The organism is Maribacter forsetii DSM 18668, from assembly GCF_000744105.1.
GTDB classification, from domain to species: domain Bacteria; phylum Bacteroidota; class Bacteroidia; order Flavobacteriales; family Flavobacteriaceae; genus Maribacter; species Maribacter forsetii.
In genome coordinates this window covers 4296299-4318422 of the sequence record NZ_JQLH01000001.1, presented here as the reverse complement: position 1 = coordinate 4318422, position 22124 = coordinate 4296299, and the positions used below count along the sequence as shown (strand labels likewise).

Below are 22124 nucleotides of genomic sequence, written 5' to 3'. Positions count from 1 at the left end.
ACAATATGTACGCAATTGTAGAGATGGCAGGGCAGCAGTTTAAAGTTGCAAAAGACCAGAAAGTGTACGTTCACCGTTTACAAGCAGAAGAAGGTAAGAAAGTTACTTTTGACAATGTTCTTCTTTTAGCTGATGGATCGAACGTTACTATCGGCGCCCCGGCTATAGACGGTGCCGCAGTAGAGGCTAAAGTCGTTAAACACCTTAGAGGTGACAAAGTAATCGTTTTTCACAAGAAAAGACGTAAAGGTTACAGAAAGAAAAATGGACATCGTCAGTCTCTTACAGAGATTGTAATCGAATCTATTATTTCTAAAGGAGCAAAGAAAACTGAAACTAAGAAAGCTGAACCAAAGGCTAAAAAAGTAGAGGAAAAAGCAGCTCCTGTAGCACCAAAAGCAAAAGCTAAGAAAGCTGGTGCTAAAGGTGATGATTTGAAAAAAGTTGAAGGTATCGGTCCAAAAATCGCTGAAACTTTGAATAATGCAGGTATTTCTACTTTTGCTGAATTAGCAAAAACAGACGCAGCTAAAATTTCTGAAATTATAGCAGACGTACGTGGAAATCACGTAACTGACACATGGCCAAAGCAAGCTGAATTAGCTGCTGAAGGTAAATGGGACGAGTTACAGAAATGGCAAGACGAATTAGACGGTGGTATAGCTAAATAAGCTGAACCATTAAAGTATAATAATATTTAAAACCTCAGACAATGGCACATAAGAAAGGTGTAGGTAGTTCGAAAAACGGTAGAGAATCAGAATCGAAACGATTAGGAGTTAAGATTTATGGTGGTCAAGCTGCTATCGCTGGTAACATTATCGTTAGACAGCGTGGAACAAGACACAATCCTGGTGAAAATGTTTACGCAGGAAAAGACCATACTTTACACGCACGTGTAGATGGTTTAGTGAAGTTTACCAAAAAAGCTGGTGGAAAATCTTACGTTTCCATTGAGCCTTTTGAAGCTTAAATAAAGTTAAGTTTACAATATTTAAAGCCTTTGCATTCAGTTGCAAAGGCTTTTTGTTTTGGACATTAAATTATCTTTAACGATAACTTAATATCCTTTTTTATTGTTCTAAGTATATCTATAGGCATATTTACTGGTTTAAATTTTGCTGAACAAGCAATGTTCTTTATTGGTAAAGTTTAAATGCTCAGTTAATAGATATTATGTATTCTAAATTTTTGCATGTAGTACTAATAGTAGCCTTTTCATTTTCAGGTTTGTTATCTGCGCAAAAGAAACAAGAACTTCTACTTTTTGATAGAAAAGAGCTCGATTCAACCTTTCTATTTTACAAAAATCAACTGAAAATAGCCCAAGATCAAAATGATGATTTTAAAATAGCAACGAGCTATTGGAAGTTAGGAGAGTTTTATTTTAGGGTAGGCGTATATTCTGAGGCTACAGATCAGTTTAATAAGGCGTTGCTCATATTACAGAAAAAGCCGAACGATACTTTGCACGTACATATAAACAATGCACAAGGTGGTATGCATCTTGCATTAAAAAATTACGATAAAGCCGAGGCGAGTTTCTCTAAAAGTTTGAAACTATCAAAGGTTATTGATTTCAAAAAAGGACTAGCAAGATCTACTGGTCTACTTGGTAGTTGCTATGAAAAGAGAAAAGAGTATAAAAAGGCATTGGCTTTTGAAAAGCAAAGCTTGATGGAATTTAAACTGCTGCAGGATACTATTGGTTTGGCAACGACCAATGAAAATATAGGTAGTATTTATGAAGATTTAGAAAATTTTGATCTGGCCTCGCAATTCTTCAACAAGGCTTATGGTTATACCAAGGGAAGAAATAATCCTTTAGAGGCTAACATACTGAACAATATTGGCGATGTGTTCAGAAAACGTGGGTCTTATGAACAAGCTGTTGTATATACGACCAAGGCTATGCATTTAGCGAAAGAGATTAATGACAAGAATAGATTGTCAAGTGCATACAGAGATCTATCAAAAACTTACGCACTGTTAGGTAAGTATAAAGATGCTCTTGAATATTTAGAATTGGCCGAGCAAATAACTTCCAATATTTTTAATGGGCAGAATAGCAATCAAATAAATGTTCTACAAACGGTATATGAAACCAATCAAAAAGAAACGAGGATAATGCTTCTCGAAGAGGAGAATAAAGTCGCAAAGGCAAATAGAAATTTTTGGATCGTTGCCGTGATTTTAATTTCTATTATAATTTTTGTTTTGCTTTTATTCAGGGCAAAAAAACGCAAGGAAGCATTTAGGATGCAACAATTTCAAAAACAGTTATTGCAAGCTCAATTAGAAAAAAAAGCAATACTGCAAGAAAACTTGCGTAATGAGGTGCAATTAAAAGCTTCTGCTTTATCTAAGTATAGTCTACATCTTTCGCATAAGAATAAATTATTATCTGATCTAGCTTCCACACTTTTAAAGCTTGCAGATAGAAAGAATATGGACAAGTCGGCTAAAATAAAGCAACTGGCCAATGATATTAATGAAAATGTGAAGCAAGACAAAGAAGCAAGACAATTTCAAAACTACTTTAGTGAAATACATCCTGAATTTGGGAAAAAGTTGATTGATGTGTGTAAAGAAAAGTTGTCTCAAACAGAAATGCGTTTGGCTATGCTGTTACGCTTAAATTTATCATCTAAGGAAATTGCTTCAATTCTACGGGTTACACCAGATAGTGTGCGTGTGGCAAGATATAGATTACGTAAAAAACTACGTATAGATCCAAAGGCAAATCTGATACATTTTTTACTTCAATTGTAATTGATTTTAGGTGTTCTTATGTGTATGGTTAAGGTCATGTTAATTTAGTGTGATTGTTGCCTTCATGTTTCCTTTAAAAATGAAAATGTTTACGCTTTGTTAGAATGGGCTTAACCTTGTAAACAGCTGGTATACATATTTTTGTCTTAGTTCTAATAAACCTAAAATGAAAATGAAAAACCAACTGAATTTATTTTTTGTAACGCTATTATGTACAGTTTTTAGCTCAATGGCGGTTGCGCAATCTGGAAATATTCAAGGTACAATTTCAGATGAAAATGGACTTTATTTACCTGGGGCAAGTGTAATGATTTCTTCATTGTCTAAAGGTGCAATTTCAAATTTCGATGGCAAATTTACACTGGTAGATATACCAGAAGGCACCTATATGCTAAAGGTTTCTTATTTGGGATACGATGATACCGAAAAAGAGGTTGTTGTCAACAATGGTGAAACAACCGATGTCGCCATATTTGTAGCACCTAAAACCACAGAACTTGAAGGTGTGGAAGTAACGGCATATGGTTTGGGAGGAACATCTAAAGCTTTAAATACCCAGAAAAACAACATTAATATTACCAATGTGGTTTCAACAGATCAGATTGGTAAATTTCCCGATGCTAATATTGGTGATGCCGTAAAACGTATACCAGGAATTACAATGCAAGTGGATCAAGGTGAAGCAAGAAATATTATTATACGTGGGCTTTCTCCTCAATTAAATTCGGTTACTCTTAACGGTAGTAGGGTTCCTTCAGCGGAAGGAGACAATAGAAATGTACAGATGGACCTAATTCCTTCAGATATGATACAAACCATAGAAGTTAGTAAGGCGGTTACTCCAGATATGGATGCCGATGCATTAGGTGGGTCGGTAAATTTAATTACCCGTACGTCACCACAAGGTTTTAGATTGTCCACTACCCTTGGTTCTGGTATTAACCTTATTACAGATAAGGCAATACTCAATGGTTCTTTTATTATTGGAGACCGAAGTGAGAATGGAAAATTTGGATGGATGGCTTCAGCTTCATTTAATGACAATGATTTTGGGTCGGATAATATAGAAGCGGAATGGACAGATGAATTTGAATATTATACAGGTGTAGATGATGCTGAAGGGGAGCCTATTTTAGAGGAAGTGGACGTTGATCCTTATGCCAATGTGTTTGAACAGAGAAAATACTTGGTGCAAAGGGTGAGAAGAAGTTTTTCGGTAAATATGGATTATAAGTTCAATGCCAATAATACTATATTTCTTAAAACGATGTACAATTGGCGAGATGATAGGGAAAATAGATTTGCACTCGGACAAGAAATTTTAGACGCTGAAGATATTGAACTTGGAGATTTTACCATAACCGATGGTGTGCCAACAAGGTTTCCGGCAGAAATTGTAAGACAATCTAAGGGAGGTATAGATAATGATCGAAATAAGAATCGTAGGTTGGAAGATCAGCGTATGCAAAATTATAGTTTGGGCGGTGATCACCTTTGGGGGTCATTAAAAGTAGATTGGATGGCTTCTTATGCCAAGGCTTCTGAAGAAAGACTAAATGAGCGTTATGCTGAGTTTGAAAGTGAATATATCGTTAATAGCGATGTAACCAATTCAAGATATCCACGTTTTTACGCTGCTGATCCAATGGATGCTACAGAATTTTCAAATTTCGAATACGGAGAAATTACTGAAGAGAATCAGTATACGGAAGAAGAGGACTTTAACATGTTCGTCAATTTTGAAATTCCTGTTGACTTGTTCGGGTACGAAGACGGAATAATCAAGTTTGGTGCAAGGGGTAGGTTTAAAACAAAATTAAGGGATAATGACTTTTTTGAGTTTGACCTAGAAGACACTTATGGAACCTTGGCAAGTGTGCCTTTAAAAGACTATACTGATCCAGATTTTTATGCAGGCAGCCAATATGCGATAGGTTCTTTTGCTAGCGAAGAATGGTTAGGTGCTTTAGATTTGGAGGATGGCGAATCTGTGCCCGATGAATTTTTGAGAGCTAATTTTAACGTAGAAGAGAATGTTTACGCTGGGTATGCAATGACCAACCAAAAATTATCGGATAAATTGGGTCTTTTGGTAGGTTTAAGATTAGAGAATACCAATGTTACCGCTACCGGAAACCAAATAGAAGATGAAGAGAATGTAATAGGTGAAATTACCCAAGAAAGTAATTATACCAATATAATGCCTGGTGTTCATTTAAAATATGACATAAACGATAGAACTATTTTGCGTTTTGCTTGGACCAATACTTTGGCAAGACCAAATTATGAAGATATTGTACCGTCATTGGACATAGTTTCTGGAGATGAGGAGATATTTGTTGGAAATCCGGAGTTGGAAGCTACCACATCTATGAACTTTGATGTTATGGGTGAGCATTATTTTGAAAGTGTAGGTTTATTGTCTGCAGGTGTATTTTATAAGGATATAGATAAGTTTATATATACTTTTCAGCAAGAGGCTGCTGATGATAGTTTTGGCGTAGGCACAGAAGGTTTTGAGGTGTATCAACCATTAAATGGAGACGGAGCCTCTGTAACTGGTTTTGAAATGGCTTTTCAACGTCAGTTAGACTTTTTGCCTGGCTTTGCCAAAAACTTTAGTCTTTATATCAATTACACTTACTTGTCTTCTAGTGCAGATGGTATAAGAAATGAAGATGGTGATGAACGTGAAGATATAGACTTGCCTAATACGGCTCCTAATATGTTCAATGCTTCTTTAGCTTATGCAGATAAGCGATTCTCATCAAGGCTATCGGCTAATTTTTCAGATAGTTATATAGATGAAATTGGAGGCAATGATTTTGAGGATAGATATTATGACACACAATTGTTTGTAGATTTTAATGCATCATATCAAATAAACACAAACCTAAGTCTGTATACTTCAATCAATAATATAACCAATCAGCCATTAAGATATTTTCAAGGGGTTAAGGATAGAACAATGCAAGCGGAGTTTTATGGTCAAAGAATAACTTTTGGCTTAAAATATGATCTATTCAATAAATAGTAGCGCTTTAAAATAAAAGAATATCAAGATGAAAAAAATACCCTTTTTACTAGTGTTACTCATACTATTCGTTTCATGTAATCAAAGTAAATTACCCAAAATAGCGCCAGATGTTATTACAGAATTTACTTTAAACGATACAGATGACCCTGCTATTTGGATAAATCCAAATAATCCAAAAGAGAGTATAGTTTTTGGTACTGATAAGGAAACCAACGGCGCTATTTATGCCTTTGATTTAAATGGTAAAATTATAGAAGATAAAACCATTAGAAATATTAAACGACCAAACAATGTAGATATTGAATATGGTTTTCAACTCAACGATTCTACCAAAACCGATATTTTGGTGTTTACAGAGCGTGAAAAGCAACAGATCAGAATGTTTTCTGTACCAGATATGAAGCCTTTAGATGGTGGGGGTTTTAAGGTTTTTGAAGATGAAGAATTAGAAGAGAATAAATTGCCAATGGGAGTTAGCTTGTATAAGTCTCCTAAAGATGCGAGGGTATATGCTATTGTAGGTAGAAAAACCGGTCCGGCAGATGGTTATCTGTACCAGTATGCTCTAAATGCTGATAGTTTAGGAATAACCTCTAATTATGTTAGAAAATTTGGCAAGTTTAGCGGCGTAAAGGAAATTGAGGCTATTGCTATAGATGATGAAAATGGGTATGTTTATTTCTCTGATGAAGGTGTCTGCATAAAAAAATACTATGCCGAACCAAGTATGGGAAGTGAAGAAATATCTTGTTTTGGAGGAGAATACTTTAGTGAAGATATTGAAGGTATAGCCATTGCAAGTTACACTGATGGGCATGGTTATTTAATAGTGTCCAATCAGCAAAAGGGGGAGTTTAATATTTTTGATAGAGAAACCAATACCTATATTAAAGCTGTGAATCTCTCTACCACCGAAACAGATGGTTGTGAAGCCGTTACAATGCCATTGAACGATACGTTCAAAAAAGGACTTTTCGTAGCCATGAACGACGAAAAGAATTTTTATTTTTTCGATTTGGGTAAATTGGGGTTACAATAACTTCTCCCCAATTTCAAACCAAGTATTTACACGTTCAAAACCGGTGGTGTTTACATTGTGTGGAGATGTAAATTGTAGGCTTCTACCTTCAAAAGTTTCTAGGTTAAAACTTCTGTCGTCTATGAGAACATCTCCTTTGAGAATGTGTTTGTGTCCACAAAGAATGCGATTTTGCCAAGGAATAAAAGGAAAGTGTTCGTCTAACCATTCACTTTTTTCTTCTAATGAATTCGGAAATTGCATAGCTGCAGATGCTATATATACCTCGTGTTTATCGGCTAATCGTGCAAGTATTTCTTGACTGCCGGCTATTGGTTTCAAATTTCTGAAAAATCCTCTTCTAGTGGCATGTTTTCGAACACTGTCCTGGTGTGCTTCTGGTACCATACGCCATACTTCTGATCCTTTACATGTGTCTGAAGTAAGCTCACCTTTAAATTCTGTATTGTAGATTTCTATATGGGCGCCATAGGTATCGGCTATGACCTCGTCCATATCAACAAATATGATCATTATGCTATATTTTAAGCGAAGTACGCGAAAATGCCGATAATAGAAAAGAGTTAACTAAAAAGTATCGGTAAATGGGCATAATCTTTACCAAAATATAAGATTGATTTAAAACTTAATGGATAACTTTAAGAAAACATTTCAATTAAATATCTATATGGAAAGTAAAAAACTACCTAATTCTGCATTCATTTATGTGTTATCCGTTCTTAGCTGTATCATCTGTTGTCTTGGAGGTTTTGGTATTATACCGGCAATTATTTCTTACTATTTAGCTTTAAAATCTGAAGGAGTCTATAAAATGAATCCTGAGGCCTACGACAATTATGCAACCGTAAAAAAAGGTAAGATAATTGCAGTTATAGGTATTGTTTTAAATGTTATAATAATTGGTATTGCTATTTGGACGTTAAGTACAATTGGCTGGGACGCTTGGTCAGATGAATTTGTGCGTAAATGGAATGTAGGTATGGAAAGTGGAATGGCGAATTAAAATACAGGTGTACATGTATAACGAATAATCTTCCTTATAATGGATACCGTTAATAATTATATTTTATCAGTGTAAGTTCTTGAGAGTTAGTAATTATTTTGCAAATCTAATTCTAAACAATTTATATCATGAAAAAATCAATTATCTGTGTTGCAATGGCAAGTACCTTATTATTCTCTAGTTGCTTGGGTTCATTTAGTGCTTTTAATAATTTAAAAGACTGGAACCAAGGTGTTTCTGATAGTAAGTTTGTAAACAACTTGGTATTTTGGGGCTTGAACATAATTCCTGTTTATGGTTTATTCTTTTTAGGAGATGCCATTATCTTCAACGTAATAGAATTTTGGAGCGGTTCTAATCCAATTGCTATGGAAGAAGGAGAGTCAGAGACTCAAATGGTAGAAAGAGACGGTAACACTTTTGAAATGACCGCTACTAAGAACAGAATGCAAGTAACCGTCGTTGATGGTCCTAAAAAAGGAAAGAAAATTGATTTAGTTTATAAGCCAGGTGATAAATCATGGAATGCCGTAAGACCTAATGGTGAAATTATAAAATTGTCATCTTTTGAAGAAGGTTTTTATATTGTTTATATGCCAAACGGAAAAGAGGTTAAGATTAATCCGATAAGCTCTAAAGAAGAAGGTTTGGCTCAAATTAAAGAGCAAACAGATTGTTATTACTTAGAAGGTATGTTGGCAGAAAATAACTAATCTAAAGAAAGTATAAAGCATAAAAAAAGTCCTGATGAAAATCAGGACTTTTTTAGTTTCTAAAACCAATGTTTTAGTATCTGTAGTATTCAGGTTTGAAAGGACCTTCTACCGTTACACCAATGTAATCGGCTTGGTAATCTTTCAACTCTGTAAGCTCAGCTCCTAAACGAGATAAGTGAAGTTTTGCAACCTTCTCATCTAAATGCTTAGGTAGCATGTATACATCATTCTCATAGTTGGCACTGTTTTTCCAAAGCTCTATTTGAGCTAATGTTTGGTTTGTAAAAGAATTACTCATTACAAAACTAGGGTGCCCAGTTGCACAACCTAAGTTAACCAATCTACCTTCTGCCAAAATGATTAAATCTTTACCGTTGATAGTATATTTATCAACCTGTGGCTTAATTTCATCTTTGGTACTACCATGATTTTTGTTCAACCATGCCATGTCGATCTCATTATCAAAATGACCAATGTTACAAACAATGGCTTTATCCTTTAGGGCTTCAAAATGTTCAGCTCTAATAATATCTTTATTTCCGGTTGTAGTGATTACGATATCTGCATTACCAATAACCGTTTCCAGTTTCTTAACTTCAAATCCGTCCATACAAGCCTGTAATGCACAAATTGGGTCAATTTCGGTAACGGTAACGATAGAGCCAGCACCTTTAAAAGAAGCTGCAGTACCTTTACCAACATCACCGTAACCGGCAACAACTACACGCTTTCCTGCAAGCATAGTATCTGTTGCTCTACGTATAGCATCAACAGCACTTTCGCGACATCCGTATTTGTTATCGAATTTAGATTTAGTAACAGAATCGTTAACGTTTATAGCTGGCATAGGTAAAGTTCCTTTCTTTACACGCTCGTATAAACGGTGAACACCTGTTGTTGTTTCTTCAGAAAGACCTTTGATTTCTCCGGCCATTTCTGGGTATTTATCCAAAACCATATTTGTTAGGTCACCACCATCATCCAAAATCATGTTCAATGGTTTTCTGTCCTCACCAAAGAATAAAGTTTGTTCAATACACCAATCAAACTCCTCTTCGTTCATTCCTTTCCAAGCATAAACAGGTACGCCTGCTGCGGCAATAGCTGCTGCTGCTTGATCTTGAGTGGAAAATATGTTACATGAACTCCAAGTAACATCTGCGCCAAGAGCGGTCAATGTTTCTATAAGTACAGCAGTTTGTATTGTCATATGAAGACAACCTGCAATACGGGCACCTTTTAAAGGTTGCTCATCTTTGTACTCTTCTCTTAAAGCCATTAAGCCTGGCATTTCAGCTTCTGCTAATTCAATTTCTTTTCTTCCCCAATCAGCAAGGGAAATATCCTTAACCTTATAAGGCACATACGGAATAGTTTTCGTGCTCATATCTTTATTATTTTATACTTTCGTTTTCTGTGTACAGCAATTTTTAATTCGTGCAAAGGTACGAATAACACTAAGAATCCCATGCCGCTTTACAAAACTATAACAGTAAATGAAGAAACCTCCTTAGCAATTTGGAAGGTTGAAGAGACAGAAGAAAACCTTTGGACGGGTATTGAGCTCACGCCCTATTGTCAAAATCGATTTGACGGAATGAAATCTGAACTTCATCGTAAGGCATTTTTGAGTATTAGGCATTTGCTTGCTACCTATGGTTATACCGATGCCGATTTAATCTATGATGAAAATGGGAAACCCCATTTAAAAGACTGTAATTTTATATCTATTACACACTCACATAATTTTACGGGTATTATCATAAGTAAAACCGAACATGTAGGTATAGATATTGAAATGCAGCGTGATAAAATTTTAAGAATAGCACATAAGTTTACACCTTTTGAAGAGTATAAGACACTTGCGAATACTGCCGCTGTAGTTAGAAAATTGACTATTGTATGGGGTGCCAAAGAATCACTTTATAAAATTTATGGCCACAGGGGAGTAAGTTTTTTGCACCATATAAATGTTCAAGATTTTAAATTTGATGCCAATAATACAACGGCACAAATTATTTTTCAAGGAAATTTATCCAGTTATAAAATACGATTTCTAGAGTTTGAGCAGTTTACTTGTGTATATGCTACAAGAGATAAAGAATAGAATAAATTAAAGACAGCATACTTTATATGGATATATCAGTTGAATTAACCTTTTCGCCTTTGCAAGACGATTTTGAGCAGCACATTATAAATTTTATAAAAAAACTGCGTGACTGTGGTTTAACTGTATTGGAGAACCCGCTAAGTACACAAGTATTTGGTTCGTATGATGAAGTAATGAACGTATTGAATACTGAAATTAAAACAGCATTTGAGCTAATGGATCGCGGACTTTTGTTCATGAAAATAGTTAAATCTGATAGAAGCGACTATGAGCCCCATTTTTGATTATCTCTTTGGTCAATATTCAGATTATGATTCTTTAGATATTATCCTGGAGATCGTAGCGGTCATTTTTGGACTGTTATCGGTATGGTTTTCCAAACAAAACAAAATTTTAGTGTACCCTACAGGGCTGATAAGTACTTCAATATTTGTCTATCTCTTATTAAAATGGGGTTTATTGGGCGATATGATGATCAATGCTTACTATTTTATAATGAGTTTGTATGGTTGGTATATTTGGACAAGAAAAGTAGATGCAGAACATTACACGCCAATTACCAGAGTAACCAAAAAGGAAAATAGTACCTCGGTTATCATTTTTATAAGTACCATCATCTTTGTTTTTACCGTGTATCAAGTTTTTGATAAATGGAATAGTTGGACTGCTTATGTTGATACCATAACAACAGCTATATTTTTTGTGGGTATGTGGTTGATGGCCAAGAGGAAAGTAGAAAATTGGATATATTGGATCATTGGAGATTTAATATCTATTCCATTATATTTTTATAAAGGATTTACGTTTACTAGTTTTCAATATCTCATTTTTACAATATTGGCCTTTTACGGGTATAATGCATGGAAGAAAAATATAAGCAAGAACCTTCAGATGTCTTAAAAGTGGTCCTTTTTGGTCCAGAATCTACAGGTAAGACAACCTTATCAGAACAGTTGGCAAGGCATTACCATACCGTTTGGGTACCAGAGTATGCAAGAGATTATCTTCAAGATAAATGGAACAATGAGCGTAAAACTTGCGAACCTCATGATCTGTTACCTATTGCCGAAGGACAAATGCGCTTAGAAAATAAGTTGTCTAAAAAGGCTACGGATATTCTCATTTGCGATACGGATCTGTTGGAAACCAAAGTATATTCAGAAGCATATTATATTGGGGAATGCGATCCTGTACTAGAAAAATATGCGCTTGAGAATTCTTATGATCTTTATTTACTGACTTATATAGATATTCCTTGGGAAGCTGATGATTTAAGGGATAAGCCTAATGAAAGAGAACAAATGTTCAATTATTTTAAAGATACTTTAGAAAAATACGGCAAAAAATTTATTACCTTGAAGGGGAACAAAAAACAACGTTTAGAAAAAGCCATTAACCATATAGATACCTTATTAGATAAATGATTGAACTTACAAATAAAGATTTAAAACAATTAGAGCAAAAGGGAATTTCTAAAGAGCAAATGTTGAGTCACATCAACACCTTTAAAGAAGGTATACCTTTTGTAAAATTAGAGAATGCCGCCGTAATAGGTAATGGTATTCTTAAATTTTCTGATGCAGAAGAGCAAGAGCTCATTGCATTTTATGATTCAAAATTAAAAGACTTAGATATATTAAAGTTTGTGCCGGCTTCTGGTGCGGCATCAAGAATGTTTAAAGCATTATTTAGTTTTTTAGGTGCTTATAATCCTGCTGAGGAAACTCTAGACGCATATTTGACAAGAACTAATGATAAAGATATTAAGAAGTTCTCTGAAGGATTAGAGCGTTTTCCGTTTTATCAGAAAGTTATGGATAGATTGAATTTAAAATCTGATGCTCAAGGAGAAAAGGTTTTTAGTTTTATCTCTGAACTTTTGGGCGAGAATGCACTGAACTATGGTTTTTATCCGAAGGGATTATTGCCATTTCATAAGTACGAATCTTCTGCAGCAACACCATTTGAAGAACATTTAAAGGAAGGTGCATTATATGCAGGTTCTAACGGAAAAGCAAATTTACATTTTACAATCTCTGAGCAGCATGAAGAAATGTTTGGGGAAGAATTTAAAGCCTCTGGACCAAAAGTTTCTGCTGACACTGGTATAACTTATAATGTAGATTATTCATTTCAAAAACCTTCTACAGATACCTTGGCCGTAGATATGGACAATAATCCATTTAGAAATGAAGATGGCTCTGTGTTATTTAGACCAGGAGGTCATGGTGCATTGATTCAGAATTTAAATGAACAGGACGCCGATGTTATCTTTATTAAGAATATAGATAACGTTGCCGTAATGAAAGATGCCAAGGCAGTTGCGGATAGTAAAAAGGTTTTGGCAGGTGTTCTTTTAAAAGAGCAGGAAATAGCTTTTGAATATGCTGCGTTGCTATATAAGGGGAATATAGATGATACACAGATTGAAGAAATCAGAAACTTTTTGGTTACAAACTTGAATGTTCGTTTCTCAGATGATTTTGATACCAAATCCAACAGTGAAAAAGTAGCTGTACTAAAAGATAAAATCAACAGACCTATTCGTATTTGCGGTATGGTTAAGAATGAAGGTGAGCCAGGTGGTGGTCCGTTTTGGGTAACTAATGGTAAGGGGGAAGTTTCTTTACAAATTATAGAGTCTGCCCAAATAGATATGGATAATTCACAACAAGCGGATCTTCTTAAAAATTCTACACATTTTAATCCGGTAGATTTGGTATGTGCTGTTCGTAATTATAAAGGTGAGAAATATGACCTATTAAAGTTTGTTGATGAAAAGCAAGGTTTTATTACAGGTAAAACTAAAGATGGTAAAGAATTAAAAGCTCTTGAGCTACCTGGCTTGTGGAATGGTGCAATGGCTTTTTGGAATACCATTTTTGTAGAAGTGCCCTTAGTGACCTTTAATCCTGTAAAAAGTGTAGTAGATCTTTTAAAAGATTCACATCAGGCTTAAATCATAATATAGAGTATCGTATAAAAAAGTGTGTAGTTTCTACACACTTTTTTTTATTTACGCACATTTTTACCCAATAGTCTCTGAACGATTATTTAGTTTAAATAACTGATATTCAATTATATGTAATTAAACAAGATGTTGTATTTCGTGTTGGCACAATTATTCTAATATATCTTTCAAGAATGTTTAATTTAAATATAAGAAAGATGAAAAAAATAGTATTTGCCACAGCTTTAGCCATAGGTAGTTTAACGATAGGTACTGCCGCAACTCCAATTATATTTCACGATGGTATAATGGAAGATGTTTTTTTACAAGATTATACAGAAGTAGCTGCCTCTGATTTACCAACGCCAATTGTAAATGCTTTAGCAACAGATTATGAAGGTGCAATGTTGAATAAAGCGTACGTTGATGATGAAAATAATTACAAATTAGAAATTACTTCACAAGATGGTGCTTCTTCAGTGCTTTATGCAGATGCAGAAGGTAACTGGTTAGAAATGTAAGGATTAGAAGTTTGAGTTAGTTGTTTGTAAAAAGCTGCCTAGGCAGCTTTTTTATGTTTAAAATTTTAAAATTTCATTAATGGATAATCCATATGTAAGATTACTCCGTAAGTATTTTAGGATTTAGAGTTATTAACGATTAAAATATTAAGCATGAAAAATTACGCAATACTAGTATTCTTAACTTTTGGAATTATGTTTAACGCAACAGCAAAAACTAGTTCAGATATAGTTAAAACAGAAGTTGTAATCAATGCGGCAGATGAATACGTAAAAATAAAGTCAAGCGAATTAACACCTCCTGTGATCGAAGAGATATTAAAGCAGTACCCAACCTCTAAACTTGGTGGCGCTTTTAAAAATGATAAAGGAGAATTCAAATTAATCATGGTACTTAAAAGCGGTACAAGAAAGACCGTATATATAGATCAGCATGGTAATTGGATCACTAAAAGATAGTCTGTTTTTACAGACAGAAATAAAAAAACTGCTAAAAGCGGTTTTTTTTTTATTTAAAATGTGACCTATCAGAAAATGTTGTGTCTAAATAAGTGAAGCAAGTTATGAAACAATGGTCACATTAGTATTTATTTTAGTCTTAAGCACAGTTTTGATTTTTTCATTAGGGGTCATATCAAAATTATGTTTGGAGAAGTAAATAAGAAAAATATCACTTTCGCGTAAACACTAACCGTTAACTATGAAAGTGCCACCAGATAATTGTATTTGAAATAATCCCCCAGATTAGCATTGCCAATTTTAGTTGTTGTTGAATTGATTGAGGTGTTGATTTTAAAGTTTTAAGACAAAAGTTTGATAGGTGGTTTGAGGGGGGCTGCAATTTGCAGCTCCTTTTTTTGCCTTTAATATAATGCAAAGTTCGCTTTTTGGTGATAAACGAATTGAGTAAAAATTACACAGTAGTTAGTGTTAGGTACAATTTTACCCAGTTGCTTAAATGACATTGAATATTTAAACGACTGATAATCAAGTGTGTTGTTGTCTAATATTTTTATGGCATTCTTTTTTCTTTGTTAGTAGTATTGATATGTATTATTAACTTAAATATAAAAAAGATGAAGACTTTATTTTTATTAGGAGCAATGACAATAGGAGGTTTTGCAATGAATGCACAAGAAGCTTTAATTTCTGAAAATGGAATACAGCATAACCAAATAGATGAAATTTCAATTGTGGCAGAAGATTTTAAAGAAATCTCTGTTGCAGAAGTACCACAAGCAGTAACAGATGCAGTATCAAAAAATTTTCCAACGGCAAATTTAGATAAGGCATACACAAATGAAAAGAAACAATATAAGCTAGTATTATCTCTTGAAGATGGCACACAAGGTACGGTGTATGCAGATGAAGAAGGTAATTGGATAGATATGTAATTATAGAGAAACTTGTTTGTTCAAGTTGGTTTGGTCAGGAAAGGATAGCTAAAGGCTATTCTTTCCTTTTTTTATGCCTTTTTTTAAATGTTTGCATTAAAGCTTTATGATAATTTTAAAATACAAGTAGTCGGCATATGGTATTTTTACGTAGATACTAAGAACACCATACTGACTATGACTAAAATATTAATCATTGAAGATGATACTTCATTTGCTCAAATGCTTCAAAAGTTTTTGGCTAGAAATAGTTATGATGTAGTATTAAGTCATACTGGGTTAGAAGGTGAAAAACAGCTAAAAGAACAAAATTTTAATTTGGTAATAACCGATTTGCGTCTGCCGGATTATGATGGCATTAAATTGATGTCTGAATTAAAAGGAAAGATTCCGGTAATAGTTATGACCGGTTATGCAGAAGTGTCTACGGCTGTAAAGGCTATGAAGATGGGTGCATATGATTATATTTCCAAACCATTTACGCCTGACCAAATGTTGACGGTTATTGATGGGGCATTGAATTCAAAACCTGCAGTTGTAAAAGAGACTTCCAAAGAAGAACCTGAAAACTCTAAGGCTAAAGTAGCTAACAAAGAGAGTGAAGCTAGTTCAAAGGAATTGATTCTTACAAGTGATGCAACTCAAAAATTAGAAGAACATATTGTCTTAGTCGCACCTACGGATATGTCAGTTTTGATCATAGGAGAAAGTGGTACAGGTAAAGAGGTTACTGCAAAAGCCATTCATCAAAAAAGTACAAGAAATAAAAAGCCATTTATAGCGCTTGATTGTGGGGCAATACCTAAAGAATTAGCGGCAAGTGAGTTTTTTGGACATTTAAAAGGAAGTTTTACCGGTGCAGTTGCTGATAAAATAGGGAGTTTTGAAGCTGCTAATGGCGGAACATTGTTTTTAGATGAGGTAGGTAATCTTTCCTATGAGAATCAAATTCAGTTGTTAAGAGCCTTACAAGAGCGAAAAATTAAAAGAATAGGTAGTAATACTGAAATACAGGTTGATGTTAGAATATTATCAGCTACCAATGAAGATTTAAAATCTGCGGTTGAGAACGGTACTTTTCGTGAAGATCTGTATCATAGATTAAATGAATTTTCTTTGCAAATTCCCGCTTTAAAAAACAGACATGGAGATTTGTCGGTATTAGCTTCTCATTTTCTAAAAAAGTTCAATGAAAAGTTGAACAAACAAATAGTTGATTTTTCTGATGAGGTTTGGGATATTTTCAATGCGTATCATTGGCCTGGTAATATTCGCGAATTACAGAATGTAATTCAGCGTGCAGTATTGTTATCAACTACAGATAAAGTAGAAGCAAAGGTTTTACCGTCAGAATTAATGAGTCCGGTTTTAGAAACCGTAGCACTAGGAGGTCTTTCAAAAGCAGAATTTGAAAAAGAACAAATTGTAAACGCTTTAAAACGTACTAATTACAACAAATCCAAGGCAGCTAAATTACTTCAGGTAACTCGAAAAACGCTATACAATAGAATCAACCATTATGATTTGGATCTGTAGCTGTTTGCTGTGAAAGTACATCAACTAAAATTTCAATCTCACGCTGCACTTCTTGAAATTTTTTCTTTAATTTTTGACTGCTAATTTCATTACTCTTTAATACTTCAAAAGTTTCTAAAACGGGAATAGCATTATGCACTTCTAATTGACGAAACATGGGCAGCATTTTATGTGCTGTTTTGTTTAGTAGCTCAAAATTATTATCGGCAACGGAAGTTCGTAATTGAAGGAGGTTTTCGGTGGTGTCTTTTTTAAAAATCAGCAATACCTCAACAATAGCATTTTGGTCATCACCTAAAAACATTTTTATATTAGTTAGGCTAAATGGCTTGTCATTGCTTTCTTTATTTAAAATAACAGTACTACTTGGGGTTTTGGTGTTATTGTTAAATAATGTATTTAGTTTTTGTAATAAGTCGGTCTTTGAAAACGGCTTGCGTAAGAGGCTAGTAAATCTTTTTTCGGTGAAATGTTGTAATGATAGGTCTTGTCTTCCTGTCATTGCCAAGATGGGTTGTTTTTTATAATTTTTGAATGCTCCAGATTTTAATTTGTCTACAATTTCATAGCCTGTAACGGTAGGCATTTCTATATCGGTCAAAACCACATCAAAGTTGAAATCTTCTTCAGATGTAAAAGCATTAAAATCTGAAAATAGTCGGGCTTCAATTCCTGTAGATTTTAGCATTTCGCCAATAAGTTTTAAGAAAGAAGTATCATCATCGAATACAATAATTTTTAAATCTTCTAATGCTATAATTGATTGATTTTCATCTTCCAAATCTTCTCCCAATTCAATAGGTATTTCAAGCGTGAACGTACTGCCTTTATTTATTTCGCTTTCTAACAAGATGGAACCTTCTAGTAATTCAGTGAGTTTTTTGGTAATGGTAAGTCCTAATCCGTATCCACCATATTTCTTATCGGTATCGTTCTCAGCTTGTGTAAATTCTTTGAAAATCAGTTCTTGTTTCTCTTTAGAAATCCCTATTCCCGTATCTTCTATTTGTAGTTTAAGAGTTTTATTGTTTAATATAGTTCCGGTCAATGTGATAGTACCTTTATCTGTGAATTTATAAGCATTTCCTAAAAGATTCGAAATAATTTGTCGTAAACGAAAAGCATCGGAAATAATAGGATGTTTTAAAGAATCATCTAAATTAAAAACCATTTCAATATTCTTGTTTTGATATTGAGAAGCAATATTTTTAGAGCTTTCTTGTATTAATTTATCAATCCTAAAAGTAGAATGCTTAGCAACCATTTTTCCGGCTTCTAACTGGGAGAAATCCAGTAAGTCATTTACAAGGTTATTGACATAGGTAGTAGCAGATTTAATATGGGTTATATGTTCTTTGTGGTTCTTACTGTTATCGCTTTCTTCTATAATATTGGCATAGCCGCTTATGGTGTTTAATGGAGTGCGTAAGTCATGACTTACGGTAGCGATCAATTGTTCTCTACTTTTTAAGAGCGATTCTGAATATGCCTTTTCCTTTTCAAGTTTTTCTCTGTAAATATTCGCTTTCCAAAAATCTCTATTAAGAATAAATGTAAAAATTCCCACTACAAGAAAGCCAAGAATTGCGGCGATAACGGCTAGGCGAATACTTCGTTTAAGCAGCGATTCTTTTTTTATGGAAGTTGCTAGACTGTTCATAATAATCTCTTGCTCAAAAGAAGAAAGTATGTTGCGCAATTGCTGCGATAGCTCAACATCTGTTCTGTTGATGGTTGTTTCTCTAATGGCTAAAGAATTTTCATTTATTGTGTTTTCTTGTTGAACATCTTTTAAAAGGTTTTTAGATACCTGAAGAACACTGTCCATTGTTTGTGCATTTTGCTGTGGATCTCCATCTGCGGGTACATTTGCGTTTAAATAATCGGCAACTTTTTTTATGGCACTTTGTGCTTTAGGTGAAAGCTCGTCCAAGTTTGGGGCTAAACCTTCCGGTTTAATAATACCCAAAGATTCTTCAAGCTTGTCAAATTCTTTAAGTGCAGAGTTTATAGCGGTGCCTGTTTGGTCTTTAAGTCTAATAGAACGTAAGGCATTAATATTGGTCACCTTTTTGGTTAGTAAAGAGCTAAGGCTATCTAGAAGCATGCGTTGATGATTGCTTTCCGTAAGTGTTTTTAATTCTTCAATATTGGTGTAGAGAGAGTCTATTTTATTCTCATAAGCGGTAAAATTGATTTTGCTTTTGGTTTGCAAGGCAAGCTTTGAAAGACTTTCCGCTTCATATAATTGCGCAAGAAAAGAGTTGGTTTTTAGCAGTTTATTGTCTTTTTCCGTTGTTTGTTCAGTTGCTATATACTCTTTTACTTCATTGTAGATATAATAAGAGGCAATGACCCCTAGAATAATTAGGAGTAGATAACTAATAGTAATCTTAAGGGTGAATCTATTTTTTTTTGAATTCATAAAGTTTCGTTGCTGGTAGTATAAATACGTTAAAACTGCAAGAAGAAGTTCTAAAATGATGTTAATTAAACAAGTTGTTATTTTTTTAAATTTCTTTATGACAGTTTAAATAACTGCATTACATTTGCCGCATCTCAAAGGGGTGCCTAGTTCTAGTTTTAGAACAAAGCTGAGATTATACCCAAAGAACCTGGGCAGGTAATGCTGCCAAGGGAAAGTCTAAAAAATTTAAAATAATTTTTTAGAATAAGATGTAGTATGTTTTTTTTGTTCATATGAAGTCTTTTGGAAATCGAGCTTAGTTGCTCAAAAATCAATTTTAACATCAGAATAATAGCCCCTTTTATTCGTAATTATTTTACGAATGAAACTATCTATTTTCACAATTGCGGCGTTTTTTGCGCTGAGTATGGGTGTCTGTGCCCAAGAACAGGAAACCGACTCTTTAGAGGGTCAAAAAGTAGTGTTGGACGAAGTGTTCGTTTCGGCAATTAGGGTAACCAAGCAATCTCCGGTTACATTTTCAAATCTTACAAAAGAGGATATCAAACCAAGAAATTTGGGTCAAGATATTCCGGTTTTAATGAATTTTTTACCATCTGTTGTAACCACTACGGATGCAGGTGCGGGTGTAGGTTATACAGGTATTAGAGTAAGAGGTAGCGATGCTACGCGTGTAAATGTTACCATTAACGGTATACCTTATAACGATGCGGAATCTCAAGGTACATTTTGGGTAAACATGCCAGATTTTGCTTCTTCAACAGAGAGTCTGCAATTACAACGTGGTGTAGGTACATCTACTAACGGTGCAGGTGCTTTTGGAGCGAGTTTAAATGTGTTAACTGACGGATTCTCGCAAGATGCATACGGACAAATATCAACTTCAATTGGTAGTTACAGCACCTTAAGAAATAACTTGAAATTCAGTACAGGACTCTTAAATGACCATGTTGAAATTTCAGGTAGATTGTCTAAAATAAAATCTGACGGATATATTGATAGAGCCCGTTCAGACTTAGAATCTTATTTTTTACAAGCTGCGTATAAAGATGATAATACTTTGATTAAAGCATTAATGTTTGGTGGTCATGAGGTTACGTATCAAGCTTGGTATGGTATAGATCGCCAAACTTTGGAAACGGATAGAACTTTTAATCCTTCAGGTATTTATACAGATCTAGATGGAAATACCCAATTTCATGATAATGAGGTAGATAATTATAAGCAGGATCATGCGCAGCTGTTATGGAATGAGCAAATTTCTGATTTTTGGAGTACCAACATTGCTTTGCATTATACAAGAGGTAGAGGCTATTTTGAGCAATATATAGATGAAAGTGCAGATGTTGAAGGAGGTGATTTTAACAGTGAGAACGATGATTTTGCTACCTATGGTTTTGAGCCTTTAATAGTTGATGGTAACGAAGTAAATACCACAGACCTCATTAGAAGACGTTGGTTGGACAATGATTTCTACGGTACCGTTTTTTCCGCAAACTATAAGAAAGACAAGCTAGACTTAATAATGGGTGGTGGCTTCAATAAGTATGAAGGTGACCATTTTGGCGAAGTAATTTGGGCTAGATATGCTAGCAATAGTAGTTATAAAGACCGCTACTATGATGATAGTTCAACTAAAACAGATTTTAATTTGTATGCAAAAGCAAATTATCAATTAACAGATCAGTGGTCGTTATATGGAGATTTGCAATATAGAACAGTTGGGTACAAGGCTAATGGAGATGAAACAGGTTTGGTTGATGATACATTTAATTTTTTCAACCCAAAAGCAGGGGTGACTTTTGATTTAAATGCCAATAACAATTTCTATTTGTCCTATGCGGTAGCTAATAGAGAGCCAAATAGAAATGACTATGAAAGTGGGAATCCTAAGCCAGAAAAATTAAATGATTTTGAATTAGGGTGGAGATACGTATCTACTAAAGTACAGGTAAAGACCAATCTTTATTACATGAAATATAAGGATCAATTAGTGGTAACAGGGGAATTAAATGATGTTGGTGCACCATTAAGAGAGAATGTTGGTGATAGTTACAGATTTGGTTTAGAGGTTGATGCGAATGTTAGATTGGGAGATAAATTTAGTATAAGACCTAATATTGCTATCAGCGATAATAAGAACAAAGATTTCTTTATTGATAGAGATGGACTATTGCAAGGTTTAGGAGATACTAATATTGCATATTCACCAAATTTGGTAGCAGGTAATATTCTTAGTTATATGCCTTGTAAAGCACTGAGTCTTTCACTGTATTCAAAATTTGTTGGCGAGCAATATTTAAGTAATACAGACACAGAAGCATCAAAATTGGATTCTTATTTTACGAACGATTTTAATATTACTTATGAAATAAAAATGAATAATGTATTAAAGTCTATTGTATTTTCTGGGTTGGTAAATAACATTCTAAACGAGAAATATGTGTCTAACGGGTATACCTATTTAGACAGTTGGTCTACCCCAGGTAATACTTTTGAAGTCCAAGGTTATTATCCGCAAGCGGGTACTAACTTTTTATTGGGAGCAACGATTAATTTTTAAGAATTAAAGCTGAGGTAATCTGTTACAAATTTGTCTTAAATATTTGCTTAAAAAG

Annotated in this window: 20 protein-coding genes; 17 read left to right on the top strand and 3 right to left on the bottom strand. The window is 34.1% G+C overall.

All coding sequences use genetic code 11. The annotated features are described in order from the left end of the window. Nucleotides 1–5: 5 nt before the first annotated feature. The 5 genes from rplU (at nt 6) to P177_RS18325 (ending at nt 6848) form a co-directional block, all read left to right on the top strand. Entirely contained in the window at nt 6–671 is a 666-nt protein-coding gene (gene rplU, locus P177_RS18345) for a 50S ribosomal protein L21 (RefSeq protein ID WP_036157147.1), read from the top strand. Between the two features lie 41 nt (nt 672–712). Continuing rightward, nucleotides 713–973, top strand: coding sequence for a 50S ribosomal protein L27 (rpmA, locus tag P177_RS18340; RefSeq protein WP_036157145.1), 261 nt, complete (start codon nt 713–715; stop codon nt 971–973). Between the two features lie 203 nt (nt 974–1176). Further along, the gene (locus tag P177_RS18335) at nt 1177–2772 is read left to right on the top strand and encodes a tetratricopeptide repeat protein (protein WP_036157143.1); all 1596 of its coding nucleotides are present in this window, start codon (nt 1177–1179) and stop codon (nt 2770–2772) included. 172 nt (nt 2773–2944) lie between these two features. After that, nucleotides 2945–5806: a TonB-dependent receptor gene (locus P177_RS18330; protein ID WP_084684774.1), complete on the top strand. Its 2862-nt coding sequence runs from the start codon at nt 2945–2947 to the stop codon at nt 5804–5806. Nucleotides 5807–5834: 28 nt separating this feature from the next. Further along, nucleotides 5835–6848 carry a phytase gene (locus P177_RS18325; protein WP_036157139.1) on the top strand — a complete coding sequence of 338 codons (1014 nt, stop codon included), beginning with the start codon at nt 5835–5837 and terminating at the stop codon, nt 6846–6848. On the opposite strand, the gene P177_RS18320 is transcribed toward P177_RS18325, so the two are convergent. Beyond that, complete coding sequence (locus P177_RS18320; RefSeq protein ID WP_036157137.1) at nt 6840–7361, bottom strand: 5' nucleotidase, NT5C type; 522 nt, start codon at nt 7359–7361, stop codon at nt 6840–6842. The two genes, P177_RS18325 and P177_RS18320, sit on opposite strands and share 9 nt — an antisense overlap. Nucleotides 7362–7476: 115 nt before the next feature. On the opposite strand from P177_RS18320, the gene P177_RS18315 reads away from it, so the two are divergent. Both P177_RS18315 and P177_RS18310 read left to right on the top strand, forming a co-directional pair. Further along, nucleotides 7477–7851: a CCC motif membrane protein gene (locus tag P177_RS18315; protein WP_051941911.1), complete on the top strand. Its 375-nt coding sequence runs from the start codon at nt 7477–7479 to the stop codon at nt 7849–7851. Between the two features lie 128 nt (nt 7852–7979). Further along, on the top strand, nt 7980–8564 hold the full coding sequence (locus P177_RS18310) for a DUF3332 domain-containing protein (RefSeq protein ID WP_036157135.1): 585 nt from the start codon (nt 7980–7982) through the stop codon (nt 8562–8564). A 73-nt stretch (nt 8565–8637) separates the two neighbouring features. Here P177_RS18310 and ahcY read toward each other — a convergent pair whose 3' ends face one another. After that, entirely contained in the window at nt 8638–9954 is a 1317-nt protein-coding gene (gene ahcY / locus P177_RS18305; protein ID WP_036157133.1) for an adenosylhomocysteinase, read from the bottom strand. 81 nt (nt 9955–10035) lie between these two features. Here ahcY and P177_RS18300 point away from each other — a divergent pair, with 81 nt between their 5' ends. From P177_RS18300 to P177_RS18260, 9 genes are all read left to right on the top strand, one after another. Continuing rightward, nucleotides 10036–10674 carry a 4'-phosphopantetheinyl transferase family protein gene (locus P177_RS18300; protein WP_036157131.1) on the top strand — a complete coding sequence of 213 codons (639 nt, stop codon included), beginning with the start codon at nt 10036–10038 and terminating at the stop codon, nt 10672–10674. Nucleotides 10675–10700: 26 nt separating this feature from the next. Beyond that, complete coding sequence (locus P177_RS18295; RefSeq protein ID WP_036157129.1) at nt 10701–10961, top strand: hypothetical protein; 261 nt, start codon at nt 10701–10703, stop codon at nt 10959–10961. Beyond that, on the top strand, nt 10945–11577 hold the full coding sequence (gene pnuC / locus P177_RS18290) for a nicotinamide riboside transporter PnuC (protein WP_036157126.1): 633 nt from the start codon (nt 10945–10947) through the stop codon (nt 11575–11577). Before P177_RS18295 ends, pnuC begins: the two co-directional genes overlap by 17 nt. Next, complete coding sequence (locus P177_RS18285; protein WP_036157124.1) at nt 11538–12101, top strand: AAA family ATPase; 564 nt, start codon at nt 11538–11540, stop codon at nt 12099–12101. The genes pnuC and P177_RS18285 overlap by 40 nt, the downstream gene beginning before the upstream one ends. Further along, nucleotides 12098–13636 carry a DUF4301 family protein gene (locus P177_RS18280; protein ID WP_036157123.1) on the top strand — a complete coding sequence of 513 codons (1539 nt, stop codon included), beginning with the start codon at nt 12098–12100 and terminating at the stop codon, nt 13634–13636. The genes P177_RS18285 and P177_RS18280 overlap by 4 nt, the downstream gene beginning before the upstream one ends. 209 nt (nt 13637–13845) lie before the next feature. Next, nucleotides 13846–14148: a hypothetical protein gene (locus P177_RS18275; protein WP_036158781.1), complete on the top strand. Its 303-nt coding sequence runs from the start codon at nt 13846–13848 to the stop codon at nt 14146–14148. Nucleotides 14149–14301: 153 nt separating this feature from the next. Beyond that, complete coding sequence (locus tag P177_RS18270; RefSeq protein ID WP_036157121.1) at nt 14302–14607, top strand: hypothetical protein; 306 nt, start codon at nt 14302–14304, stop codon at nt 14605–14607. Nucleotides 14608–15224: 617 nt separating this feature from the next. After that, complete coding sequence (locus P177_RS18265) at nt 15225–15542, top strand: hypothetical protein (RefSeq protein ID WP_036157119.1); 318 nt, start codon at nt 15225–15227, stop codon at nt 15540–15542. Between the two features lie 177 nt (nt 15543–15719). Then, entirely contained in the window at nt 15720–17078 is a 1359-nt protein-coding gene (locus tag P177_RS18260; protein ID WP_036158779.1) for a sigma-54-dependent transcriptional regulator, read from the top strand. Here the strand turns inward: P177_RS18260 and P177_RS18255 are convergent. Continuing rightward, nucleotides 17053–19503: an ATP-binding response regulator gene (locus tag P177_RS18255; RefSeq protein WP_036157117.1), complete on the bottom strand. Its 2451-nt coding sequence runs from the start codon at nt 19501–19503 to the stop codon at nt 17053–17055. The genes P177_RS18260 and P177_RS18255 overlap by 26 nt on opposite strands. 364 nt (nt 19504–19867) lie before the next feature. On the opposite strand from P177_RS18255, the gene P177_RS18250 reads away from it, so the two are divergent. Next, nucleotides 19868–22069, top strand: a complete 2202-nt coding sequence (locus P177_RS18250; RefSeq protein WP_036157115.1) for a TonB-dependent receptor — start codon at nt 19868–19870, stop codon at nt 22067–22069. Nucleotides 22070–22124 lie beyond the last annotated feature (55 nt).